This window comes from Gracilibacillus salitolerans (genome assembly GCF_009650095.1).
GTDB classification, from domain to species: Bacteria; Bacillota; Bacilli; order Bacillales; family Amphibacillaceae; genus Gracilibacillus; species Gracilibacillus salitolerans.
Genome location: NZ_CP045915.1, coordinates 3,570,429 through 3,591,642 on the forward strand (window position 1 = coordinate 3,570,429; position 21,214 = coordinate 3,591,642).

Below are 21,214 nucleotides of genomic sequence, written 5' to 3' on the forward strand. Positions count from 1 at the left end.
TATGCTATACCTCTACAAGTAAACTTTTATCAAAGAAATATAAATACTTTTCAATGACCGGTTGCTTCCAAATTTGTTCCAATGCTTTAGCATAGAGATTAATTTGGATTTGATATCGGTTTTTTAACTTCTCCTCTGCTTCTGTGCTTACTTCTTCTTGGATTTGATCCGTTTTATAGTCCAATAGCACCAAACCTTCGTCTGTTTGGATGACACAGTCAATCACACCTTGCAAGAAGATACGTTCCTGCTGCTCTTCCTGCCACTTTGGATAAACATCTTGTGCTGGCAAGGTTAAACTAAATGGCACTTCTCGTTCCACTTGTTCTGCTTCAACTAATCGCTTGCCAAAATCTGTTTCAAAAAATGCTATTATCGCTTGTATATCAATCACATTTGCCTCACCTGCTGTGATCATTTCCTCTGCTTCTAACTTGGCGATAAATTCTAATAACGCTACTTCATCCCAATTACTTGTCAACGGTAAATGCTGCATGACGGTATGCATCGCCGTACCAATCTCTGCACGTGTCAGCTTTTGCTCTGTTTGCATAAAACGAGGTCTTTTGCGAATCGGAGCACGGAATGGTTCAATGATTTGCTGATCACTATAGCTGTCTTTCACTTCATGCTGCCGTTTCATTTCGGTTACCGTTTGTTTTGCTCGAAAAAAAATCGAATCTTGGTATGGATATTGATATTCTAATTGATTGGCTACTTTTTCTTTTAAGCCTTTATCCTCCAGCTCTAAACCTTCCCACTGATGAATAGCTGTATCTAATGCCTCTATCTGTTCGCGATTACTTTCATCAATCGTTTGATATTCGCTTTGATGGACGCGATCCACCTTCCAGACGGAAACATCTTCTGCTATTTCATCTGGGATCGTTAACGGCTGATCTTCCGCTCTTAAAATCTCACCTTTATGATGACGAACTAAACTGGCACCGACCCAGTCTAAATAAGATAATGATTCTAATCGATAATAAGAAGGAAGTACCCAATCTTGATGGGTGATAATACTTGCCCATTTCTTTTTCTTCTTTTCTAAAGATCCTACTGTACCGATTAAAACAACTTTTTCTTTCGCTCTCGTTAACGCAACATAAAGGACTCGCATCTCTTCCGCCAGCATTTCCCGTTGCATTTCTTTCTTTATACCGTGATAAATTAGGGTCGGGTACATGATACGTTTGACGGGATCAATATATTTGGTAGCAAAGCCTAATTCTTTGTGCAACAAATACTTTGCACGTAAATCTTGTTGGTTAAATTGTTTATTCATCGCACCGACAATCACTAGTGGGAATTCCAGTCCTTTACTCTTATGGATCGTCATAATCCGGACAACATCTTCCTGTTCTCCTAATGCTTTCGCCGCGCCTAAGTCATCGCCTTTCTCTTCCATACGCTCAATAAAACGCAAGAAACGGAATAGCCCTCGGAAAGAAGTAGACTCATAGCTTTTCGCACGATCATATAATGCCCGTAAATTCGCTTGTCGTTGTCGACCACCAGGGATCCCACCAACAAAGTCATAATAGCCTGTTTCTTGGTAAATATCCCAGATCAAATGAGATAACGAACCTTGTCTAGCTTCTCTCCGCCATTGTTTCAGTTGTTTCATAAAGTGCTCAATGGTCTCATTATCGGTTGTTTTAACATATTCTTTTAAGGCTTCGTAATAGGTTGCTCCTTTTTTAGCAAGACGAATTTTCGCAAGTTGATCTTCGTCTAACCCGACAATTGGGGATTTTAATACAGAGGCAAGCGGAATATCTTGTCTTGGATTATCGATCACCTTCAGTAAGCTGATCATGACTTGGATTTCGATTGCTGCCAGATAACCTGTTGAAAGCTCTGCATAAACTGGTATCCCCTGCTTCTTAAACTCCTCCATAATCGTTGGTGCCCATGTCATCGACCGTAATAAAATAACAATATCACGGTATTCCACTTTTCGTGGCTGACCTGTACTTTTGTCCATAATTTCGGTTGGCTCATCACCATTAACACCAATCCATTGCCTGATTTTTGTTGCATAGGCTCGGGCTTCCAGCTGAGCTTTTTCCAAATCTTCCTCGTTCTCAATCTCTTCATCTGGTTGATCATTTTCATTTGTTTCCTGATCTATGATAAGTAGTTCGGTATCAATGTCTGGGAAAGGAACATTGTCATAATCTTTATTTCCATAAATTAGTTCTGCATCCTCGTCATAGTCAATATCTCCGACTTTTTGGTCAAATAACTGTCTGAAAATATAGTTCGCTGCCGTTAGCACTTGTTCACGACTACGGAAATTTCGGGCCAGATCAATTCGATAACCAGGATCATCTGTTAAAGCAAATCGCTTATATTTCTCAATGAAAAGGGTTGGTTCGGCATGACGGAAACGATAAATACTTTGCTTCACATCCCCAACCATAAACATATTGCCGCTATCTTCCTGATTCGACACCAGTGATAAAATCGTTTCCTGTACAATATTGGTATCCTGGTACTCATCGACCATCACCTCTGTGAACTTTCGCTGCAGGTCTAATGCGACGGACGATGGCGTTCCACTTTCTTTATTATCTAACAAAATATCTAAAGTGAAATGCTCTAAGTCAGCAAAATCAACAAGGCCTTTTTCTTTCTTTGCTTCCATATAAGCAGCTTTAAACTGCTTAATCATTTTAGTTAATTGCACAATGGTTGGATGAAGTTCCTGCATATCACTGAGGTGATCGGCCAGGCTTCTCGTGAACCAATCCTTGGCAATACTTCCCCATCTTTTCTTGATTTGATCGCGTAATGCTTTGACTTTATCTTTTTTGTCCTCTGCACATTCCACTTTTTTGCGAGATAATGCTTTAAAATTCCCTCCCGCTAAAACGGTACGTGCTTCTTCCCAGGACATTTGAATGGCACCTTTTGCCTGCTGGATCATTTCCTTGTCAATGTCGATCGCTTCTGCATAATGATAAGGCCCATCACTTTCCCGAGTAACATCAAGTGCTTGTTCCGCTAATGCTTCCATCACTTCCAGTTGGTCGATTACCTCCTGCTTCAATAACTGCAGCCATGGAATCTCATCCTCTGGCATTTGTGAATCTACTTGATAGATCGTTGCCATCTGGTCGAGCCAATAATCAGGATTCGGGTGCTGGATGGCGAATTCATACATTTTTAAAATTAGGGATTCCACTTCTAAATCATTCCGGTCATTACTGAAACGGTCTACAACAGCGAAAAAAGCTTCCTGCTCTGTTTCGTCCTCATCTCCATACCATACTTCAAACAATTGCTCTAAGACATCTTGACGAATTAAATCCGCTTCAATGTTGTCTGCGATCCGGAAATTCGGATCAATATCGATTTGATAAGCGTATTTGCGTACTAATTCCATACAAAATGCATGGAGAGTGGAAATCGATGCATTTTGTAATAATGACAATTGCTTTTTCAGATGATTAGAGGTTGGATTATCCTCCAGTGCCGATTCAATTGCTGCTCCAACCCGATTTCGCATTTCCTGTGCCGCTGCATTGGTAAAGGTTACAACAAGCAAACTGTCAATATCGATTGGCTGTTCTTTATTTAATAATTTTTGAATGATTCGTTCGACAAGGACAGCTGTTTTACCCGATCCTGCCGCTGCTGCTACTAGTATATTTTGACCTGATTGATAGATCGCTTCTTCCTGTTCTTTTGTCCATTGCGGCATTATCCTTCACCCCGCTTGATTGCTTCGATTACTTCTTCATCTTTCATCTCGTTCAGTCGGCGATAATTATTTTCCGCCAGTGTTGGATCAAATTGACAAACCGATCGGAATTCACAGAATGTACAAGCAGTTGACTGTTGTTGCTGAAAGGGATTGAGATCTACTTTCCCTTCTGTTATGGCTAATCCTGCGTTTTCCATTAATTGATGGATATATCCTTGCAACTGGTCAAAAATCTCCCGTTCGGCAACATTGGAGCCTTTATAGAAAGAGCCATTTTTACTGAATCCTGCAGGAATGACGTTACTTCTTCCTGATTCCAGCGAGGTATCCATCATCCGGACGACATCTTCCTGATCAACAAGTAGTCCTTTCATTTTGAACTTTTTAAATATCTCCTGTTCAATTTTATCTTCTGTTAGAAAATCACTGGCTGAGACCATTGGATTGTGGACATGGAAATAAAGTACACCAGCTGGTGATGCCTCATGTCCTAACCAGCTTTCCGCATTTTGTAAGACTACATCTAAATAAGCCAACATTTGCAGGGCCAGTCCATAATAAACCTCTGTTAAGTTCAATCCTTTTGAACTGGATTTATAATCAATGATCCGTAAATATAATTGCTCGTTCTCGATTGCCTGATCGACACGGTCAATCCGGCCTCGTAACATTAATGTATAATCATTTGGCAAATCGACTTTTAATGGCTCTAATTGATCCGGATAGCCAAACCCAACTTCTAATCCGACTGGCGCAAAGTGTGTTTTTCGTGCCTGTTCACTTAAAACATACGTCGCTCTAGCTATGACATGTTCCAATTTACGTTGAATGTATTGATAACGATTCGAACTATGCAAAATCTGATGCTGTAATACCGGCGCTAATTCTCCTACCGCACGATGGGCATACTTCTTCGCTTCTTGATCATAAATATCAGAAAACCCGCGCCCTTCCTTTTGAACCCATTCGGTAATTTGTTTTAATGCCTCATGGAACAGTTGGCCGATATCTGGTGCATCAAGCTTATAAGTCGGTCGTTCCTGCAGGCCTAAACTGTATTTGGCAAAATGCTGATACGAGCAGCGATGATACATTTCCAGCCTTGACACACTTGCATTGATTTCTTTCTGATACAACTCACCGACTGTATCATCTGCTAAATCTGTCGGCTTATTTTGATAAAAAAGACTCTTCAATACACGTTGATGGATTGGTTGATGATCGGATTTTTCAATATACCAGTTTAATACATAATCCCAAATATTATCAATCGGATAGCCTCTTAGCTTCCTTGCTAATTGTGCCGTTAATGCACCTCTTGTCTTATTCGGTGTCGTTACAAAACGGCTCGCCTCTGTCATTTCTTCCGGATCTTGTAAAAACAAACGCTCTTCCTGCACTGGGAAGATTTCTTCCATCCTTTTTATTAGAGGGGAAGCGACTTTTTGTTTTCCTTCTTCATTACTAATCGGATAGCTCACCCATAAATGATCAGACGGTAGCGTAAACGCTAAATACACATAAAACCAATCATCCAATAATTGACGTTTACTTCCCTCTGCTAATTGCAAGCCATGCGTTTGCAGCAAGGTACGTTCTTCCTCAGATATCAAGCCGTCTCCGCCAGGCTTCATTGGCCATGTTCCTTCATTTACCCCTAACAAAAAGGCAACCTTAATGCCTTGCATCCGTGAACGGTCGATCGAGCCAACGACAACATGATCAATACTTGGAGGCACATGTGAAAATCTTAGTGAATCAAAGCCAGACTCTAACACGTTACGGAATGTCTGCAGGTTCATCGTTTCTTCACCAGCGACTTCAGTAATCTCTTCTAACAATTGAATGACCGCATCCCACACCTGGTCTTGCTCACGTCCTTTTTCGACTCGTCCTTCTTCATCATATTGATCACGCATATTCTCCAATCGTCCAGGTGCTCCAATTGTTTCCAGCCATTCAAATAGGGCAATTGCTTTTTCTTTAATCGTTGGTAATTCCCGTAGCAGCTGATCAATATCCGCAAGTGCTACTGTTACTTTTTCTCGATAAGCATTAATTCGTTCTTGTGTTGCTCGTTCACGGTCTGTTTGTGCTGATTGATCAAAGCCTTTAAAGCGTTGGAAGATCCATGGTTTGCCACTTAACCACCTGCTTCTGCCTCGTACGCCATACTCCAACACATAATTCTCTAGCTCATCAATTGCCTCTTGATCTAACCGATGCTTGCCTTCCCCTTTCGGAATAAATCCAGCCTTTAATAAGCGAAAGACTGCATCATAACGCCAGTTGCCTTCAATGACATCGAGCAGGGACCGGATCGTTTCAATCAATGGGTGGTTGAGCATCGTCCTTTTTTCATCAACAAAAGTTGGAATCTGATAATCATCAAAAACAGTTGTAATCAAATCGTGATAGACATCCGGTTCGCGAATCAGAATGGCAAGATCTCGATATCGATACCCTTTATCTCTTACTAAACGAATAATTTCTTGTGCTGTTCCTTCAACCTCAGCACGTGGATGCACCGCTTCTGCAATACGAATCGGTGCTTGTTCCGGATAGCTTTGAACTGGGCGACTGTCAAAATACTGATCTAAATGAACAAATGGTGCTATTGTATTCTCGTTCGCTGTTAATGGAGTGACTTCAGTCTGAATCATATTCTCTTCTGCTAATTGCTTTAATTGCTGATAGGTTTCCTTTGTTTGATAGAACAGGTCTAACGGTACAACCTCAGGATCATTTACATCATCAACCGTTAATGTAACAGTTACATGTTTTGCTTTTTTCAGCATGGCACCGATGACTAATAATTCTTGTGGTGTAAATTGGTGAAAGCCATCTATGTAAACCGTTGTGTCTTCTAAAAAGTTAGTCATTTCTAGCTTTTCTACTAACTGCTGTAATTGATCCTCACTATCCATATAGTGACCTTTGAAGGCGCTTGTCAGCTGTTGATAAATATAGACTAAATCATCTAATTTATTTTGTAACGCTTGTTCGCCTATTGTTTTGTGCTGGAATCGATTCATTTCTTCAAGCTGTTCACTGATCAATTCCGGTGTGACACAATAGCGTTTAAATTCTGTGATCATATCCTCCAGTTGTTCGATAAAGCCTTGCTTTTCGATTGCCTTCTGGAATACTTTCCATTCATCCGTTCTCTCCTCGACAATTTTGCGAAGCATCATTTGCATCCCTGTTGATGTAATGTATTTCTTTGTTGCTCCGCCAGTCAGCTGCATAACGCGCCACGCTAACCGGGAAAAACTATAGACTTGTCCACGAATCGAACCATTTATATCAGGGGCATTTAATAACGCATATTCCTGTTGGAAGGTCATTTGGTCTGGAACTAAATATATAATCGGAGGCCCTTGAGGATTTTGCCTGAGTTCTTGTCTTATTTCTTGCAAGCACTGCTCGCTTTTATTCACCGTTGCACTTCCAATTAAAAATCGCAACAAAGAAAACACCTACTTTCCCTATCTTCACGTCTATTTTACCATAGATTGTAGCAAACGAATGTTCTGTTGTGAAGGAAAATGGTGTTTGGTTTGATTGATAATAGGCTACTTACTTATTTTCTCCGGGAAATAGAATCGCTAGAATAACGACATCATTGTTGATTACTTGATAATGTATCCTGAATTTTTTTATAACTACTCTGGAAACACCTTTATATTTACCAAACTCTTCTTCGTATGGTTTCTTTATAATGTTATTTGCTAGTAATGCTTCGGTTTCAAGGATAAGTTGAGATAGGTAGTCGTGGGTTTATTCAGGGGTAAACTTATTACTTTTAAAACACATTAGTTTCTCTTTCACTGCAGGGGTCCACACAATATTTCGCTTATTCATTTCTTAAAGTCCTCTTTTGAGAAAGATTTTAATAATTCTTTAGTTGTCATTCCTCTTCCATCTTTGTACTGTTGCTTACTCTCCTTCAACATTTGTTCAAGTTCAGGATTTTCATCCGCCTCTGACTTGATTGACCTCTCTTCCTCTTGCAAAACTAGTGTGAACTTTCCTTTACCAGGGATTGTAAACTGTAATACAGAGTTTTCACTATCCATATCGGAAATACACTTCATTAATTCTTTCACAGATTGAATTTCACTCAATTTATTTCCTCCTTTCTTTTGTGTTTATTTTATCACATCCTAGAATCAACATCGATTTATAATGAGTGATTCAACAAAGGAGTATTATATATTGAACCATAACCGCTTTTCCTTTTAAATCACTTTCAATATTTCAGCTGGTGTATTTACTCGAAAATCAGGTTTCATTTTTTTCACCACTTCAAAAGAGTCATACCCCCAACTAACCCAGATTATTTTAACGCCGGTTTTTTTGCAAGCTAGGATGTCTCTTTTTTCGTCTCCTACATAAATTACTTCTGATGATTCCAATTTATTTCCTCTTAGAAATCTGTGAATTAACTTATCTTTTCCAAATATACTGCTTGAACAGATAACATTTGTTATACTCGTTAACTTGTTACTTTTTAGAAAAGTCATAATATTTTCTTTTGAATTAGATGATATAATGATAGTCTTATAGCCTTTTCTCTCTAGTTTAGCTAACATTTCAGAAATACCATCATATAGCTTCACTTCATTTATGGATTCTCGATATAATTGATAAAACTTAGGCATCACGATTGGCATTTTAAACATCGGAAATTGTAAATATCTACTTTTTTCTTTGATAGACAATTTCTTCATGTTTTCCATTTCACTCAATTTTATTTCCTTAAAATAATACTGCTTCGCTAGCGTATTCCAACTTTTCAAAAGTGCTCTTCGGGAATCTGCCAGTGTCCCATCAAAATCAAAAATAACGTATTTTACCATCAAATGCACTCCACTTCTAAAAAAAACCTTATATAATTTATGTATGTTAACTCTGCTTTGACAATATCCAATGTACTGCTTCACGAAAGTCACTAGCAATAAAATCAGGCGAAACTTCTGCCCATTTTCCAAAAAAAGCTTGATTTTGATATTGGTAAAACGTTTCTTCTCCAGCACCTGTTTTTACTAAAATTTTGATACATCCTGCATCTTGTGCTGCAACCATGTCTGTCCATCGATCCCCAATAACTACACACTCTTCTAAATCCAAATTATTATCTTGTGATGCTTGTAATAACATGCCTGTTGATGGCTTTCGACATTGACACCTTTCGTGATGTTGGTGTGGACAAAGGTACACTTTATCAAATCCAAATTGCTTCAATTCTGCTTCATATTCTTCTTTTGTTACTTCCCCTTTTGAGATAGCTGGTTGATTGGTAAAAGAAAGAATAAGGTTACCTGATTCCTTTAATTCAATTAATGATTCCTTTACATATGGATACATTTGAAATTCTCCAGGAAAAATAACCGTGTCATTTCCTCCAATTGTTCCATCTCTATCAATAAAAACTGCTTGTGGCAAAATTATCACTCCTTTTTTGCTTTTTCCACAATATTTTTAATAAAAGGTTCTTTTTTCTTTGTATATGTCTGTCGATCATACTTATATTCACAAGCAAGACTTTTCTTTAAGACCTCATATTCTTGAGCTGCTTCCGGATGTAATCTAAGATAATCTCGAAATAATAGTTTTTCAATCCACTCACTACTATCATATTCACAGATATGCAAATGGGAAGTGCCCTTTCCCCACTCTCCTTTTCTGAAAAATTTCCTATCTTTAAAATCTGGTTTAGGGACATACTCATATTCAATTTCCTTCAAAGGATTCACAAATTGATCTACCTTATCTAAGTTTTGTACACCTACTAGAATATCAATAATTGGTTTTGCTGCTAATCCTTTTATGGAAGTGCTACCGATATGCTCAATTCCAACAATTTTATCACCTAAGACATCTATAATTCTATTTCTCTCTGTATCAAATTGTTCTTTCCATTTAGGATTATAATCACAAATATTAACAATTGATTTTGTCATTTTGTTCATCCTTATCTCTTTTCTGTTCCATCACCGCTTGCTGTCTTAGCCTTTCACTAGATTAAAAAAAGGAATCCATCATATAATTTTTCGCCATTAGGTAAGCTGTTACAGTAAATAGCTGACTTTTCACTTCATTTCCTTGCAATTGATTACCAAAACGATCGAAATCATACAATCTAACTTTAATGTTCTCCGTATCATCTAGGTCTTGTTCTTGTGATTTAAACGCTTCCAATATTAGATAAGTTTTTATTTTATTGTTTTGTGTAGCTGGATTAACATAAAATTCTCCTAAGAAAATAGGCTTTTGTAGAGAAGAATATCCCGTCTCTTCCTTCACTTCTCTAATCAAACCTTCCTCATGTGTTTCTTTATCCTCTCTTTTTCCAGCAGGTACTTCTAAGAAGAAGTCTCCTCCTGCATGACGATATTGCTCTACCAGTACAATCTGATTCTCTTTAGTTATGACAACTCCATTCACCCAATCGGAGTATTCATTCACATAATATTCATCAATCACTATCCCATTTGGAAGTTCACAACTATCTTTTCTGATATTCCCAAATCGACTTTTATGTAAATACTCTGTTTTTAAAGTTTTCCATTTATCCATTGTTCTCCTCCATAAAAAAATCTTCATTAAATCTCTTGTATCATCTCGACCCGATTACCAAACAGATCCCTAAATTCAAAACGTTTGAAGTTTGGGATTGGTACAGAATCAAATATTTCAATATGATGTTGTTCCAAAACCTCTCGCCAATAATCAATATCTTCCACTTGGTAAGCTAAATGTGCTTTGGTTTTTGTTCTGTCCACACCATCTTCCGTTCCTACATGTACATCCCTATCACCAACTTTTAACCAGAATCCTCCACGGCCTTTTAACGCATCAGGCTTTTCAACTTCAGGTAAACCTAGTACGTCACAGTAAAAGTTTTTCCCTTCTTCTTCCGCACCTTTTGGAATTGTAATTTGTGCATGATGTAAACCAAGAATCATTTTAATTCCTCCTTAAAAATAGAAAACTTTAGGGTTTTGTTCCGTAAGCTAACCGAAAAATATTCTTCACATTATCCTACCTGAGTCATAATACCTGTAACTTTTCCATTTACTTTTATAACATCTATTATACCATCACCTCCAATAATTGGAAACTTAGTTTTTAAAACTGTTAGTATAAGTCTTGAGTGATTGAATATGACAAAAATATTTGTAGAAAAACATAAAAAAATAGGTTTACAGTATCAACTTTTGTCATTCCCTCCCTATTTTTATCCTAATAAAACATAAAAGATTGCCATTATATGAAACTTTTTACAGGGTAAATACGTCTAATAAAGGGAGCCATATGTGTAAATCACCAAGAAGAATCAATACTTCCGATTTGTTTGGCATCAGGACACAAATATTCATTATTAAAAAAAGAAGAACAGGGGGAACGAAATGAATTTTTTAAAACGTGGTTTATTAAGCATTACCAGAAGAAAAGGAAAATCTCTTATTTTACTTGCTGTCCTATTTATTTTAGGAAATGTAATAGCTGGTGCCATCTCTATTTCACAGGCAACAGCTAATGTGGAGGATTCTATTAAAGAAAGACTCGGAACAGGTGCAACTATTGAGTTAGATTATGAAGCACTTGATAATATGGAAGAATCAGAATTGATGAATCTCGAGATTCCAAATTTAGGTGAGGAATTAATTAACCAAATTGGTGAACTTCCTTATGTTAAATACTATGATTATAATACAACAACCTTCTTAGCTTCTGAAGAAATCGAAAGCTATAATCCAATGATGGAAGAAGAAGGAGACGTCGTAATGGAAGGTATGGGGCCTCAATTTCAACTAAAAGGAGTAAATTATGCCCCACTACTTGATATTGAAGAAGGTAAAAGTGAACTAGTTGATGGACGTGTCTTCACAGATGAAGAAATCAAAAACGGCACACCTGTAGCAATTATTTCTAAGAAACTAGCAGATTTGAATAATATTCAGGTTGGAGATACATTTTCATTATCGAACGAAATATATGAATATAGTGAATCAGGGGAAGAAGAAATTATAGATTCTCGAGATGTACCACTAGAAGTGATTGGTATTTTCGAACCAAAAACAGTAAATAATGATGCCGAAAATCAAGAAGAATTTGATTACATGGATATGGATTTTCAAAATACGATCTATGTAGCCAATCAACTTGTTTCACAAGAAATGGAATTTGCAGTTGGCGACATGCCAGAATATGAGGATTATTATGTGCCATCCTTTGTGTTAAATGAACCAAAAGATGCAGAAGCTTTTGAAGAAGAAGTAAGTCCATTACTACCAGAACTATTTATTGTTCGTCATGCAACGGATTCCTATGATTCGATTGCTTCACCAATCGAATCCATGTCCAACTTATCTAAATATGTTCTTATTGCTTCGGTCATCACGACCATTCTTATTATTGGTTTAGTTGTCTTACTATTCCTTAGAGATCGAAAGCGCGAGTTAGGTATTTATTTATCACTGGGTGAATCTCGTTTGCGAGTAGTTGGACAAATCATTACAGAAGTTCTAATTATTTCTATTATAGGGATGACATTATCTTTATTTACCGGAAATCTATTAGCACAAACAGTTTCTGATTCTCTAATTGATAATGACAATGATCAAAGGGAAGAAGAGATGTATTACTACACAGAAATGCAAACAGATCTAACAACAGAAGATGTAATAGACGCTTATGAAGTGAGCTTAACTGGAGACTTTATTTTACTATTTTATGCCGTGGGAATTATCACAATCCTACTTTCAACAGTAATTCCTTTAATTTATATTATTCGATTAAATCCTAAAAAAATTATGATGTAAGAGGAGGTTAAACATATGATTTTAGAAGCTAAAGACTTGAATTATTACTATCAAGACGGGGAAAGTCGTCGTTTTGTCTTAAAGAATACTGATGTTTCCTTTGATAAAAGAAAATTTTATACAATTTTAGGACAATCTGGATCCGGCAAAACAACTTTGTTGTCCTTGCTTAGTGCAATGGATACGCCACACAACGGAGAGGTGGTTTTCAACGGGAAAAACATCCTAGAGATTGGACACGATACATATCGTAGAAATAAAGTTGGCATTATTTTTCAAAGTTATAACCTGATTCCAACCTTTACCGCCGTTGAAAATATATTGATTTCAATGTCCATTACAGAAAACGAATTACCTGCTGACCATAAAACGGTTGCTTATAATTTGTTAGATTATATCGGCATTTCCCAGGACAAAGCAAATCGTACGGTTAATAAACTGTCAGGGGGAGAGCAGCAGCGTGTGGCAATTGCACGGGCGTTATCTACCAACGTTGAACTGATTCTAGCGGATGAGCCTACCGGAAATTTGGATGAAGAAATGGAGCAGGAAATCATCGATATTTTTAAGAAATTGGCGCATGAGCATGAGAAGTGTGTGATTATGGTTACGCACTCCAATGATATTGCTGAACAGTCTGATCAAACATTTTATTTAAAGAAAGGCGTCTTGAATACCAATGAGTGATTTTCTTTCTAATTTTGATAAAGATAATTACGATAAACTGCCTAAAGATAAAAAGGAGGCACCAGCTAGTAACGAGAAACCTAACCAAGAGCAGCCAAAAAAAGAAGCGCTGCCTATCGAGCAAAAAAGCGAGAGAAAATCTCCGCGTGACAACAATGAACATATTGAAATCGATCCAGATTACCAATGGAAGAAACGAAAGAAATTAATCATTTATATTGCTCTTGGGATTCTTGCATTATTGTTAATTGCCTTCTTATACTACAGCATTCGCTATGTCGATATGGAGGACTTTGTTGGCGAGCCAGTTGCAGATGCAAGAGCATGGGCAGATGAGAACGATATGGAGATTGAACTCACGCAAGAGCACAGCATGGAATATGATGCCAATCAAATTATCGAACAAGATATAGCACCGGGGAAAAAGGTTAAAAAAGGATCGAGCATTAACCTAACCAGTAGTATTGGTGCGGACCCGGAAGAGCATATTGAATTACCTGAATTCTCCGAAATGACTAGAAGCGAAGTCGAAGCCTGGAAGGAAGAAAACAGAGCAGAAAACTTACAAATTGTTACGGAGTTCAGTGATGAAGTGCAAGAAGGAGAATTCACCCGCTTTGTTATGAGAGATGAAGAAATAAGTGAAGAAGAGTATCTACGCCAAGATAATGCTAGTGTATATTTTTCAAAAGGCGAAGAAGTCTTTGAAGAAGATATAGAAGTCCCTAATTTCGTTAATAAAGGTAAAGAAGAAGTTGAGCAATGGGCCGATACGAATGAAATTGAAATAATCTACAAAGAAGAAGCATCAAATGACATTGAAGCTGGATTAGTTAGCAAACAAAATATTGATCCGGAAACAATGATTGCTAAAAAAAGTGAAATGGAAGTGACTATTTCACTTGGAAAAGCTGTCGAAGTACCAAATTTCGCTTCTTTCTCAATGGAAGAGGCGGCAAGCTATGAAGGTCTATCCGTAACAGTGAGACAACGATTTCACAATCAAGTAAAGTATGGAAATTTAATTGCTCAGTCTATTGAACCAGAAACAGAATTAACCGATCAAGATAATAAAAGCATCACAGTCACATACTCAGAGGGCAAACCATATTTAAGAGATTACCGTGGACAATTAGAAGGAGATTTACCACGTTTGTTCTATGAAGACTATCAATCCAAAGGAGCAAATATCTCCTATATTGTTAAATATGTCGATGCACCTGAAGTGAAGGGTACAGTTGTCGGGATGAGCAACTTTAATTCCTTTGTTTCCATGGACTACACCGTAGAAATCCGCGTAAGCAATAATAAAGATGCTGATCCCGGATCTTTTGACACTCCTGAGGGAAACGAGGCCCCTGAGGAAATCGAAGAGGAATTAAGTCCGGAAACAGAAGGATCGGAAGAAGAACAGATCGAGAAATAATGAAAAGAGGCTGGGACATAACTAAATAGGAATAACGAGATCTGAACTTAGCGTAGGCAAAATACGCAGACTCCTGTGGGAACTCACACGAGCTGAAGATCCACTGTGTGAAGTGCTCTTCTTCACACAGTTAGCTGAAGCCGTGCCCACGGAAAGCGAAGGATTTTGCCGAAGCGGTACATTTGCTCAGGCATTAATGTTCGGATTTTTCCTGTTTAATTACTCTTTTGTCCCAACCTCTTTATATGATTAATAATAAGGAATCACTAAGATCTATCTTTGGAAAATATATCATATTCCATCCTCTTCGCAGTTTCTTCTGCAACTTTTCTCCCATAAATACGAGAGATAAGATGAAAAGACATATCAATTCCTGCAGAGATACCTCCAGAGGTAATAACATTATCCTCATCTACAAACTTTACATTACGCTGAACAGCTACCAATGGAAACTCCTTTTCCAATCTATCTTGATCCATCCAATGTGTGGTTGCCTTCCTCCCATTTAATAATCCTGCTTTAGCCAGAAGCAATGCTCCTGTACATACGGATGTCATACAGTCGACTTGTGAGTACTGCTGTTTAATCCACTCAATTAGGCTAGAATTATTTATTTCAATTTCTTCTGCCCCATAACCTCCTGGCACAACCAAAATATCTAATGCAGGATGATTATGAAGATTATAATCCGGGCTCACCTTCAGACCATTTCTGGCTTTAATCATTTCTCCATCTTCTGAAATAGTGATAACATTAAAAAGCTTCGTTTCTAATTCTGTTTTCGATGTTGATGTTAATGAAAAAACCTCAAATGGTCCTGCAAAATCCAATACCTCTACTTCATTAAATAGCAAGATACCAACTGTACGTTGTGACATATTTGCCTTCACTCTTTTCACTGAATTTATGTATCAAAAATACTTTCAGACCTGCTCATTTTCTTGTACTTCTCATTTTATCCGATCGGAAATTCATATCCTTTATATTCACATTTTTTAGTAAATCCTAACTTCTCAGCAACTGCAACAGATGGACTATTCTCTACCATGCAATCCCAATACGGTATTTCATTTTTCTCGAAACATTCTTTTACAAAAAGATGAGCTGCCTTTTGTGCTAACTTTTTGCCTTGATGCTCTTCTACTGTTTCAATATTAATGCACTGAAGTTTTTCAGCAACAAATCCAGAAAAACAAATACTTACGATCTCATGATCAAATACTACACAATAACCAAAACCTTTATCAAAAAAATGTTGAGTTGAAGCCCAAAACTCTGAAATATTGGTGTGTAAGAATTCATTATTTTCATAAAATGCCTTATCTATTTTTTTCATTTGATATTTCAAATCCAAGATTGGCTCATTTTCTGCTATATAATCAGTTTGTGAGAGTTGGTATACTTGTTGATTCCAACTATTTAATTTTCGATGCTTAAATATGTTTTTTATCACGGGGTTCCATTCCGGATGGTGTGCTATTATTTCTAGATCATTCAAGCCTTGCATTTTTGCTTCTGGGAAAATAATTTTCTCAATGAAATGGTCCAATTGCTCCCGAAACACCACGTTTTTCTCATTGCCCAGTAAAAAAAACCATCATTATTCCCGAGCCACATTAATGCAGCATCAGGAGATTCTGTATTGTCTACAAAAATACGCCCTGGATTATTGCCTTCCATTACGGCTTTCACTTCCATATGTCCATCTTCGTTTATTAGATCTTTACACCTATTGAAATCGCTCATTTTTAGTTCAGAGATCATCGCTTTATCCCCTTCCTATTTACGCAATACTTCTCCCTCTACCATCATTCATATTATACCATAAAATTCCATTAAAAAGACCCAATCCAGTAGTACACATTTTTGGATTAGGCGGTCTTCAAATTAAAGCGCTTACCTTATATTATTTTATAAATTGAAAGTTAAGCTCTGACATCGGCCAATAACGAATATCTACTTTTCCTACCACTTTTTCCTCTTCCACAAAACCAATGGCTCTGCTATCATAACTTTTCGTCCGATTGTCACCCAATACAAACAATTTCCCTTCTGGAACAACTTCTTCACCGGTTATTTCTTCTACTGTAAAGTCTTCTGTGAGTTCCTCATTCGGTTCCCGATATGGATCCAAATATGGTTCATCAATCGCTTCTCCGTTGATATACAACATATCATCCCGATAAGCAATATGATCACCTGGTTTTCCGATTACTCTTTTCACATAATCCTCATTCTCATTCGCATGAAAAACAATGACATCAAAACGATTGATATCCATTAAATCATATACCATTTTATTAACCATTAATAAATTTCCATCGTGTAGTGTTGGCTCCATCGATTTACCATTCACAACATAACTCGCAAATAAATAAGACCGGAAAAACATTGCCAACACCAACGCAAAAACAACAATTCGCACAATAGACCAGATCCGCTTCTTATCCATAAACCTTCCCTCCAAAGGGACTCTCTTTATTAACTAATTTACCCCATTGGGAAAATTCTAATCCTTTTTTCCTCCACTTTTTTCCTTATCTCTTATTTGCAGGCGCTTCTCTATATATTTTCCTGCTACCCAGAGAATGAAGATTCCTATTGCTAATACTATGGTTTTGACAGGATTTTGTGCAAAGGAGACAATACTATCTCCAATGAAGGACAAGGTTAGAATCATCACGCCTTTTCCTAATAATACTGCCAACACAAATTGGTAAAAGCCTACCCCTGAAATAGCCGCCACCAAATTAATCACCGCAGAAGGAGAAAATGGAAAACACAGCAAAAGGAATAAGGGACCGAACCCATGGCGCTCTAACCAATTAGTTACCTTTTTCACCTGTTTATTTCTGCTAACCCATTGCAATAGCCGAATATGTTTAAAGCGACGAACCAACATAAATACGGCAATTGCTCCGGAACTGGCCCCTGTCCATGACAAAAGGAATCCTTCAAATAAACCATATGCAGCCGCATTTGTCATCACAAATACGATAACTGGCAAGAAAGGAAGAAACGCTTCAATAAAAGGAAGTAAGAAGCCAGGAATAGGGCCTAAGCTTTCATAGCTTTGCAATAAGAAGTTAACTAACTGTCCAAATTCATTTGCTTCGACTAGTTCTTTAATCTCTTCCACATCAATATTATCTAAATTACTTATATTATATGTAATCATACCTCGTTTAACTCCTTCAACTAACTAAAAACATGAGTTATTTTCATTTTAATATTTTTTCTGCTATTTTCCTAATTTTTCACATGAATCCTTGAATTTCTATCTAACTTTTTTACAATTTTGTTGCATTTTTTTCGAATTACGCATACAATAGAACAAACGTTCCCTTTGGAGGAGGAAATGGAAAATGAGATATTTAAACGAACAAGAGTGGAAATTAGCATCACGTTTTCTATTTTTATCAATGGCCTTAACGGTTATTAAACATGATTTACAAAAAATGAACCAACTATCCCCTTTTAAAATAAATGAACCATATATTTCGTTATTAGAGAAGATGGAGAAAAATGCGACGGAAGAACGAAGAAAATTGCGCAAACAAATGTATCAAGAGAAAATTAAAGTCGTTGCAGCAGAAAAAAATGATTCGTTCACATCTTACCTATTTCTCTGCAAAGGAAAAGAGGAAAAACGTAATTACTTTAATCCAGCTATTCGTAAAAAAGTCGAGCTGATCTTAGAGGAATTACTTGCACATGCTTATGAGTCATCCTCTTCCTCAAAGGAAGAAGTAAGGCTGTGAATTTTTTAAAAAAATAGTGAACCTTTCATCTCCATTAATGGTATAACTAGTAAAGGAGATGATAAAAATGGAATTAGGTTGGTTTATTAGCTTGATTGTTGCAGTGATATTAGGTAATGTATTTGCGATAATCATTGCTACATTGAATAAAAAAGTAGTAAAGGATCGCCAGAAGAAAGTTGATTTCAAAAGGTCAGATATATACTTTTACTGGACAAGATGGGATTATGTTACGATCATATGTGCTACCTATGCATTTATCTGCATTATTGGATTAGCTACCTGCTTATTTATGGGTCAAACAATCGATGATAATTGGGTGCAATTTTTCCTTCACCAAGCATTCATGTTTTCCATGCTCTCATCAATATGGTTTATTACGCGATTAGCATATGTATTTAAAGGAATTAAAGAGCGGTGGTCTGATGAGTTCAAATGATAATATCCAGGTGGAAGAGTTATTTACCACTTACCATCAACAAATTTATCAGTTCACCTACCGCTACACGCAAGATGAAGCGTTAAGCTATGATATTGTCCAGGATACATTTATTAAATTTCAAAAATATGCAAATGACTATGACTCCACTAAGTCCCATATTCGCACTTTTTTGTTCAGAATTGCTTACCAATTAACAATGACGAAACTAAAAAGACGGAACAAGTTCAAAAAGCTACTCCCTTTTCTATATGAACAGAACCAAGAAGAAGCAGTATCACTAGAAGAAAAGATCACGATTCGCACTTCCTTACAACAGTTACCACCTGAACAAAGAGCTGTAATTATTTTTACTTATTATCATGATTTAAGTCAAAAAGAAATTGCCGCTATTTTGCAAATTCCTATTGGGACAGTAAAATCAAGACTACACACCTCATTAAAAAAGCTAAAAGACCTATTGGAGGTTGATAATGATGAATAAGCACGATATTCCCGAGGAGTTAAAACAAAAATTAGATGAATTTGAAGTAGATGTACCAGAAATTTTATTGAAAAAATCATTATCACAACGGATCGCTAACTGGTTTTATGCACCAGCGAAAAATCCAGCCGATTATTTTTCAAGACAATGGACACCATTAAGAATCGCTTTATTTCCTGTAATCATTTTACTATGTTCCCTACCTATGCTATTCATATAGAGATTGCAATTTACTAGCAATTTCACCACAAAGTACCTCTTCGGTTAATAAAACCAATAAGGAGGACCTTATTGGTTTTATGCAAATCAACCTGTATTTATCTATTTCTATGCCATTTCGATTCTGCGATATGCTGGGAAGCTTCGAGGATGTGCTCCATTTTGTTACTAAGTAGGTAACGGTACTGGGCAGTGCGGTACAATTGATTGATCATCGTAGCATAAGAGACCTCTAACACTAAATCACGGCCATTTTTAAAAACAAGCCGAGTTAATTGTTGATCGATTTTTTCAATTTCCATAACATGTGAATGGGCAATCCATGTACATGCTTTTCTTAAGGGGGATTCCACCGGAAAAAAGTACATCCCGCTGATCCGGTCAATTGCAATCGGTGGTTTGTGTGTGATACCACTTAACATTCTCGATCCTTCAATTAATCCTTTTAAACTAATACCAAACGCTTTACAAGTAACATCCATAACTTGCTGGGTACTAAATGTTGTTTCATAATCATCTGCTTCTTCATACTCGATCACCCTTGTTAAAAAACTCCCATCTGCTTCATAACCAACAATTGCCAACGTCTTTGGACTGATTTCTCTAATCTTCTCCATCAAAATTTCCAATTTTCATTCCTCCTTCAAAGTATTCCACTATAATGTAGCAATTTTTGATAAAATTGGATATAAAATAAAAGAAATTAGCCTCAAATTTCAAGTTAGTCTATCAATCCAGAGGAAATTTGATATAATTTTCTTAAAAGAAGCAACTGAGTGGCCTTTTTTTACAAAATTTTCGCAAAAAAAGTGGGTGAGATAATTGTGGTTTAAAAAAAAGAAAAAAGAAGCGAAAAAATTTCCGACAAAGGACATATCATTAGAAGAAGTACGTTCCGCTATTCATGAATATAGCAGAGACCTACCACCTAATATTCCAATGAAAATATTAATCAAGGACGACTTATCGTTAGACTATACTTTACTTGCTCCCATTTTGAAGGCGATTCCAACAAAAAAATATTATATGTCAAAGGAAACTTATGACTTATTTGAGGAAGAAGATAAGCATATCGCACATGCATTGGATCAAGTCCAGCGGGCAGTTGATCAATATATTGCACAAAAGAAGGAATTACCGATAATTGATCATGATCCTTATCGTAAAGTCAGTTTTTTCAAATTAGAACAGCTTAACTTGATCAAGGAACGACTGGAAATGGACTTTTATATTACGGATCAAGAACAGTTAGTCACGACGATAAAACCAAAATAATTCCCAAAAAGGATTGACGTATGGTAAATAATGTGATATTTTTTCTGATAACATATTGTTGTTAGGCAATGATTGGAAATAGTAGAAGGAACAGTAAACTAAAACAGAGAGCCAATGGTTGGTGTGAATTGGCAGTTATTGCCCTTCGAACTCGTCCAAGAGCTACTCCCTGAACATAAAGTGAGTCTTCCATCACTGATGGATAGCGAAACTTGTCAGCGTGTTAGCGTCCGTTATCCCCCACTTAATTTCCTTGATTTTCGAAACTTGAAGTGGAGGTTTTACGGCCGGTTAGCACCTTGATACAGTAAGGGAGATCGGTTTCTCCCGTTATCGAGATAAGTAGTGTTAGCTACTGAAATAAGCGGATTAATCATGTA

The 21,214-nt window shown here is 36.9% G+C and carries 20 protein-coding genes, 2 pseudogenes and 1 other annotated feature (1 of these 23 running past the window's edge); of the genes and pseudogenes, 8 read left to right on the forward strand and 14 right to left on the reverse strand.

Features of this window, described 5'->3' with window-relative positions; all coding sequences use genetic code 11:
- Positions 1 to 4: 4 nt before the first annotated feature.
- The 9 genes and pseudogenes from addA to GI584_RS17150 all read right to left on the reverse strand — a co-directional run bounded on the left by addA (position 5) and on the right by GI584_RS17150 (position 10,683).
- Entirely contained in the window at positions 5 to 3,709 is a 3,705-nt protein-coding gene (gene addA / locus GI584_RS17115) for a helicase-exonuclease AddAB subunit AddA (protein ID WP_153791974.1), read from the reverse strand.
- Complete coding sequence (addB, locus tag GI584_RS17120; protein ID WP_325063408.1) at positions 3,709 to 7,182, reverse strand: helicase-exonuclease AddAB subunit AddB; 3,474 nt, start codon at positions 7,180 to 7,182, stop codon at positions 3,709 to 3,711. Before addB ends, addA begins: the two co-directional genes overlap by 1 nt.
- A 109-nt stretch (positions 7,183 to 7,291) precedes the next feature.
- Positions 7,292 to 7,471: pseudogene (locus tag GI584_RS24305) on the reverse strand (hypothetical protein); the annotation flags it as partial.
- Positions 7,472 to 7,572: 101 nt separating this feature from the next.
- Positions 7,573 to 7,839, reverse strand: a complete 267-nt coding sequence (locus GI584_RS17125; RefSeq protein ID WP_100359574.1) for a hypothetical protein — start codon at positions 7,837 to 7,839, stop codon at positions 7,573 to 7,575.
- Positions 7,840 to 7,953: 114 nt separating this feature from the next.
- Complete coding sequence (locus GI584_RS17130; RefSeq protein ID WP_153791976.1) at positions 7,954 to 8,574, reverse strand: HAD-IA family hydrolase; 621 nt, start codon at positions 8,572 to 8,574, stop codon at positions 7,954 to 7,956.
- Between the two features lie 46 nt (positions 8,575 to 8,620).
- Complete coding sequence (locus GI584_RS17135) at positions 8,621 to 9,163, reverse strand: HAD-IIIA family hydrolase (protein WP_407647420.1); 543 nt, start codon at positions 9,161 to 9,163, stop codon at positions 8,621 to 8,623.
- A gap of 2 nt (positions 9,164 to 9,165) precedes the next feature.
- Entirely contained in the window at positions 9,166 to 9,678 is a 513-nt protein-coding gene (locus GI584_RS17140) for a GrpB family protein (protein ID WP_153791977.1), read from the reverse strand.
- Positions 9,679 to 9,739: 61 nt separating this feature from the next.
- Complete coding sequence (locus tag GI584_RS17145) at positions 9,740 to 10,294, reverse strand: NUDIX hydrolase (RefSeq protein WP_153791978.1); 555 nt, start codon at positions 10,292 to 10,294, stop codon at positions 9,740 to 9,742.
- Between the two features lie 26 nt (positions 10,295 to 10,320).
- A complete protein-coding gene (locus tag GI584_RS17150; RefSeq protein WP_153791979.1) occupies positions 10,321 to 10,683 on the reverse strand; it encodes a VOC family protein in 363 nt (120 codons plus the stop codon).
- 444 nt (positions 10,684 to 11,127) lie between these two features.
- Between GI584_RS17150 and GI584_RS17155 the strand changes: the two genes are divergently transcribed.
- Genes GI584_RS17155 through GI584_RS17165 form a run of 3 tightly spaced genes read left to right on the forward strand, consistent with a single transcriptional unit; the run spans position 11,128 to position 14,656 of the window.
- Entirely contained in the window at positions 11,128 to 12,543 is a 1,416-nt protein-coding gene (locus GI584_RS17155; RefSeq protein ID WP_153791980.1) for an ABC transporter permease, read from the forward strand.
- A 15-nt stretch (positions 12,544 to 12,558) separates the two neighbouring features.
- Complete coding sequence (locus GI584_RS17160; RefSeq protein WP_153791981.1) at positions 12,559 to 13,230, forward strand: ABC transporter ATP-binding protein; 672 nt, start codon at positions 12,559 to 12,561, stop codon at positions 13,228 to 13,230.
- The gene (locus GI584_RS17165; RefSeq protein WP_153791982.1) at positions 13,223 to 14,656 is read left to right on the forward strand and encodes a PASTA domain-containing protein; all 1,434 of its coding nucleotides are present in this window, start codon (positions 13,223 to 13,225) and stop codon (positions 14,654 to 14,656) included. Before GI584_RS17160 ends, GI584_RS17165 begins: the two co-directional genes overlap by 8 nt.
- A gap of 266 nt (positions 14,657 to 14,922) precedes the next feature.
- Here GI584_RS17165 and GI584_RS17170 read toward each other — a convergent pair whose 3' ends face one another.
- The 4 genes and pseudogenes from GI584_RS17170 to GI584_RS17185 all read right to left on the reverse strand — a co-directional run bounded on the left by GI584_RS17170 (position 14,923) and on the right by GI584_RS17185 (position 17,834).
- Positions 14,923 to 15,534, reverse strand: coding sequence for a DJ-1/PfpI family protein (locus tag GI584_RS17170; RefSeq protein WP_153793001.1), 612 nt, complete (start codon positions 15,532 to 15,534; stop codon positions 14,923 to 14,925).
- Between the two features lie 77 nt (positions 15,535 to 15,611).
- Positions 15,612 to 16,420 (reverse strand): annotated as a pseudogene (locus tag GI584_RS17175) (GNAT family N-acetyltransferase).
- 142 nt (positions 16,421 to 16,562) lie between these two features.
- Positions 16,563 to 17,108 carry a signal peptidase I gene (gene lepB, locus GI584_RS17180; protein ID WP_100359566.1) on the reverse strand — a complete coding sequence of 182 codons (546 nt, stop codon included), beginning with the start codon at positions 17,106 to 17,108 and terminating at the stop codon, positions 16,563 to 16,565.
- Between the two features lie 57 nt (positions 17,109 to 17,165).
- Positions 17,166 to 17,834 carry a TVP38/TMEM64 family protein gene (locus tag GI584_RS17185; RefSeq protein ID WP_153791983.1) on the reverse strand — a complete coding sequence of 223 codons (669 nt, stop codon included), beginning with the start codon at positions 17,832 to 17,834 and terminating at the stop codon, positions 17,166 to 17,168.
- 187 nt (positions 17,835 to 18,021) lie between these two features.
- Between GI584_RS17185 and GI584_RS17190 the strand changes: the two genes are divergently transcribed.
- The 4 genes from GI584_RS17190 to GI584_RS17205 all read left to right on the forward strand — a co-directional run bounded on the left by GI584_RS17190 (position 18,022) and on the right by GI584_RS17205 (position 19,560).
- Positions 18,022 to 18,417, forward strand: coding sequence for a YhjD family protein (locus tag GI584_RS17190; protein WP_100359564.1), 396 nt, complete (start codon positions 18,022 to 18,024; stop codon positions 18,415 to 18,417).
- 67 nt (positions 18,418 to 18,484) lie between these two features.
- The gene (locus GI584_RS17195) at positions 18,485 to 18,856 is read left to right on the forward strand and encodes a hypothetical protein (protein ID WP_100359563.1); all 372 of its coding nucleotides are present in this window, start codon (positions 18,485 to 18,487) and stop codon (positions 18,854 to 18,856) included.
- On the forward strand, positions 18,843 to 19,340 hold the full coding sequence (locus tag GI584_RS17200; RefSeq protein WP_100359562.1) for an RNA polymerase sigma factor: 498 nt from the start codon (positions 18,843 to 18,845) through the stop codon (positions 19,338 to 19,340). The genes GI584_RS17195 and GI584_RS17200 overlap by 14 nt, the downstream gene beginning before the upstream one ends.
- On the forward strand, positions 19,330 to 19,560 hold the full coding sequence (locus GI584_RS17205; RefSeq protein ID WP_100359561.1) for a hypothetical protein: 231 nt from the start codon (positions 19,330 to 19,332) through the stop codon (positions 19,558 to 19,560). The genes GI584_RS17200 and GI584_RS17205 overlap by 11 nt, the downstream gene beginning before the upstream one ends.
- 97 nt (positions 19,561 to 19,657) lie before the next feature.
- On the opposite strand, the gene GI584_RS17210 is transcribed toward GI584_RS17205, so the two are convergent.
- On the reverse strand, positions 19,658 to 20,188 hold the full coding sequence (locus GI584_RS17210; RefSeq protein WP_153791984.1) for a competence protein ComK: 531 nt from the start codon (positions 20,186 to 20,188) through the stop codon (positions 19,658 to 19,660).
- Positions 20,189 to 20,381: 193 nt separating this feature from the next.
- Here GI584_RS17210 and GI584_RS17215 point away from each other — a divergent pair, with 193 nt between their 5' ends.
- Complete coding sequence (locus GI584_RS17215) at positions 20,382 to 20,834, forward strand: DUF3939 domain-containing protein (protein ID WP_100359559.1); 453 nt, start codon at positions 20,382 to 20,384, stop codon at positions 20,832 to 20,834.
- 59 nt (positions 20,835 to 20,893) lie between these two features.
- Positions 20,894 to 21,214 (forward strand) — a binding site (T-box leader) (it continues 48 nt past the right edge of the window).

Coding starts and splice junctions, on each gene's coding strand:
- addA (WP_153791974.1), bottom strand. CDS start 3,709: ATGCCGCAATGGACAAAAGAACAGGAAGAAGCGATCTATCAATCAGGT.
- GI584_RS17130 (WP_153791976.1), bottom strand. CDS start 8,574: ATGGTAAAATACGTTATTTTTGATTTTGATGGGACACTGGCAGATTCC.
- GI584_RS17140 (WP_153791977.1), bottom strand. CDS start 9,678: ATGACAAAATCAATTGTTAATATTTGTGATTATAATCCTAAATGGAAA.
- GI584_RS17145 (WP_153791978.1), bottom strand. CDS start 10,294: ATGGATAAATGGAAAACTTTAAAAACAGAGTATTTACATAAAAGTCGA.
- GI584_RS17150 (WP_153791979.1), bottom strand. CDS start 10,683: ATGATTCTTGGTTTACATCATGCACAAATTACAATTCCAAAAGGTGCG.
- GI584_RS17155 (WP_153791980.1), top strand. CDS start 11,128: ATGAATTTTTTAAAACGTGGTTTATTAAGCATTACCAGAAGAAAAGGA.
- GI584_RS17160 (WP_153791981.1), top strand. CDS start 12,559: ATGATTTTAGAAGCTAAAGACTTGAATTATTACTATCAAGACGGGGAA.
- GI584_RS17165 (WP_153791982.1), top strand. CDS start 13,223: ATGAGTGATTTTCTTTCTAATTTTGATAAAGATAATTACGATAAACTG.
- GI584_RS17170 (WP_153793001.1), bottom strand. CDS start 15,534: ATGTCACAACGTACAGTTGGTATCTTGCTATTTAATGAAGTAGAGGTA.
- lepB (WP_100359566.1), bottom strand. CDS start 17,108: ATGGATAAGAAGCGGATCTGGTCTATTGTGCGAATTGTTGTTTTTGCG.
- GI584_RS17185 (WP_153791983.1), bottom strand. CDS start 17,834: ATGATTACATATAATATAAGTAATTTAGATAATATTGATGTGGAAGAG.
- GI584_RS17190 (WP_100359564.1), top strand. CDS start 18,022: ATGAGATATTTAAACGAACAAGAGTGGAAATTAGCATCACGTTTTCTA.
- GI584_RS17195 (WP_100359563.1), top strand. CDS start 18,485: ATGGAATTAGGTTGGTTTATTAGCTTGATTGTTGCAGTGATATTAGGT.
- GI584_RS17200 (WP_100359562.1), top strand. CDS start 18,843: ATGAGTTCAAATGATAATATCCAGGTGGAAGAGTTATTTACCACTTAC.
- GI584_RS17205 (WP_100359561.1), top strand. CDS start 19,330: ATGATGAATAAGCACGATATTCCCGAGGAGTTAAAACAAAAATTAGAT.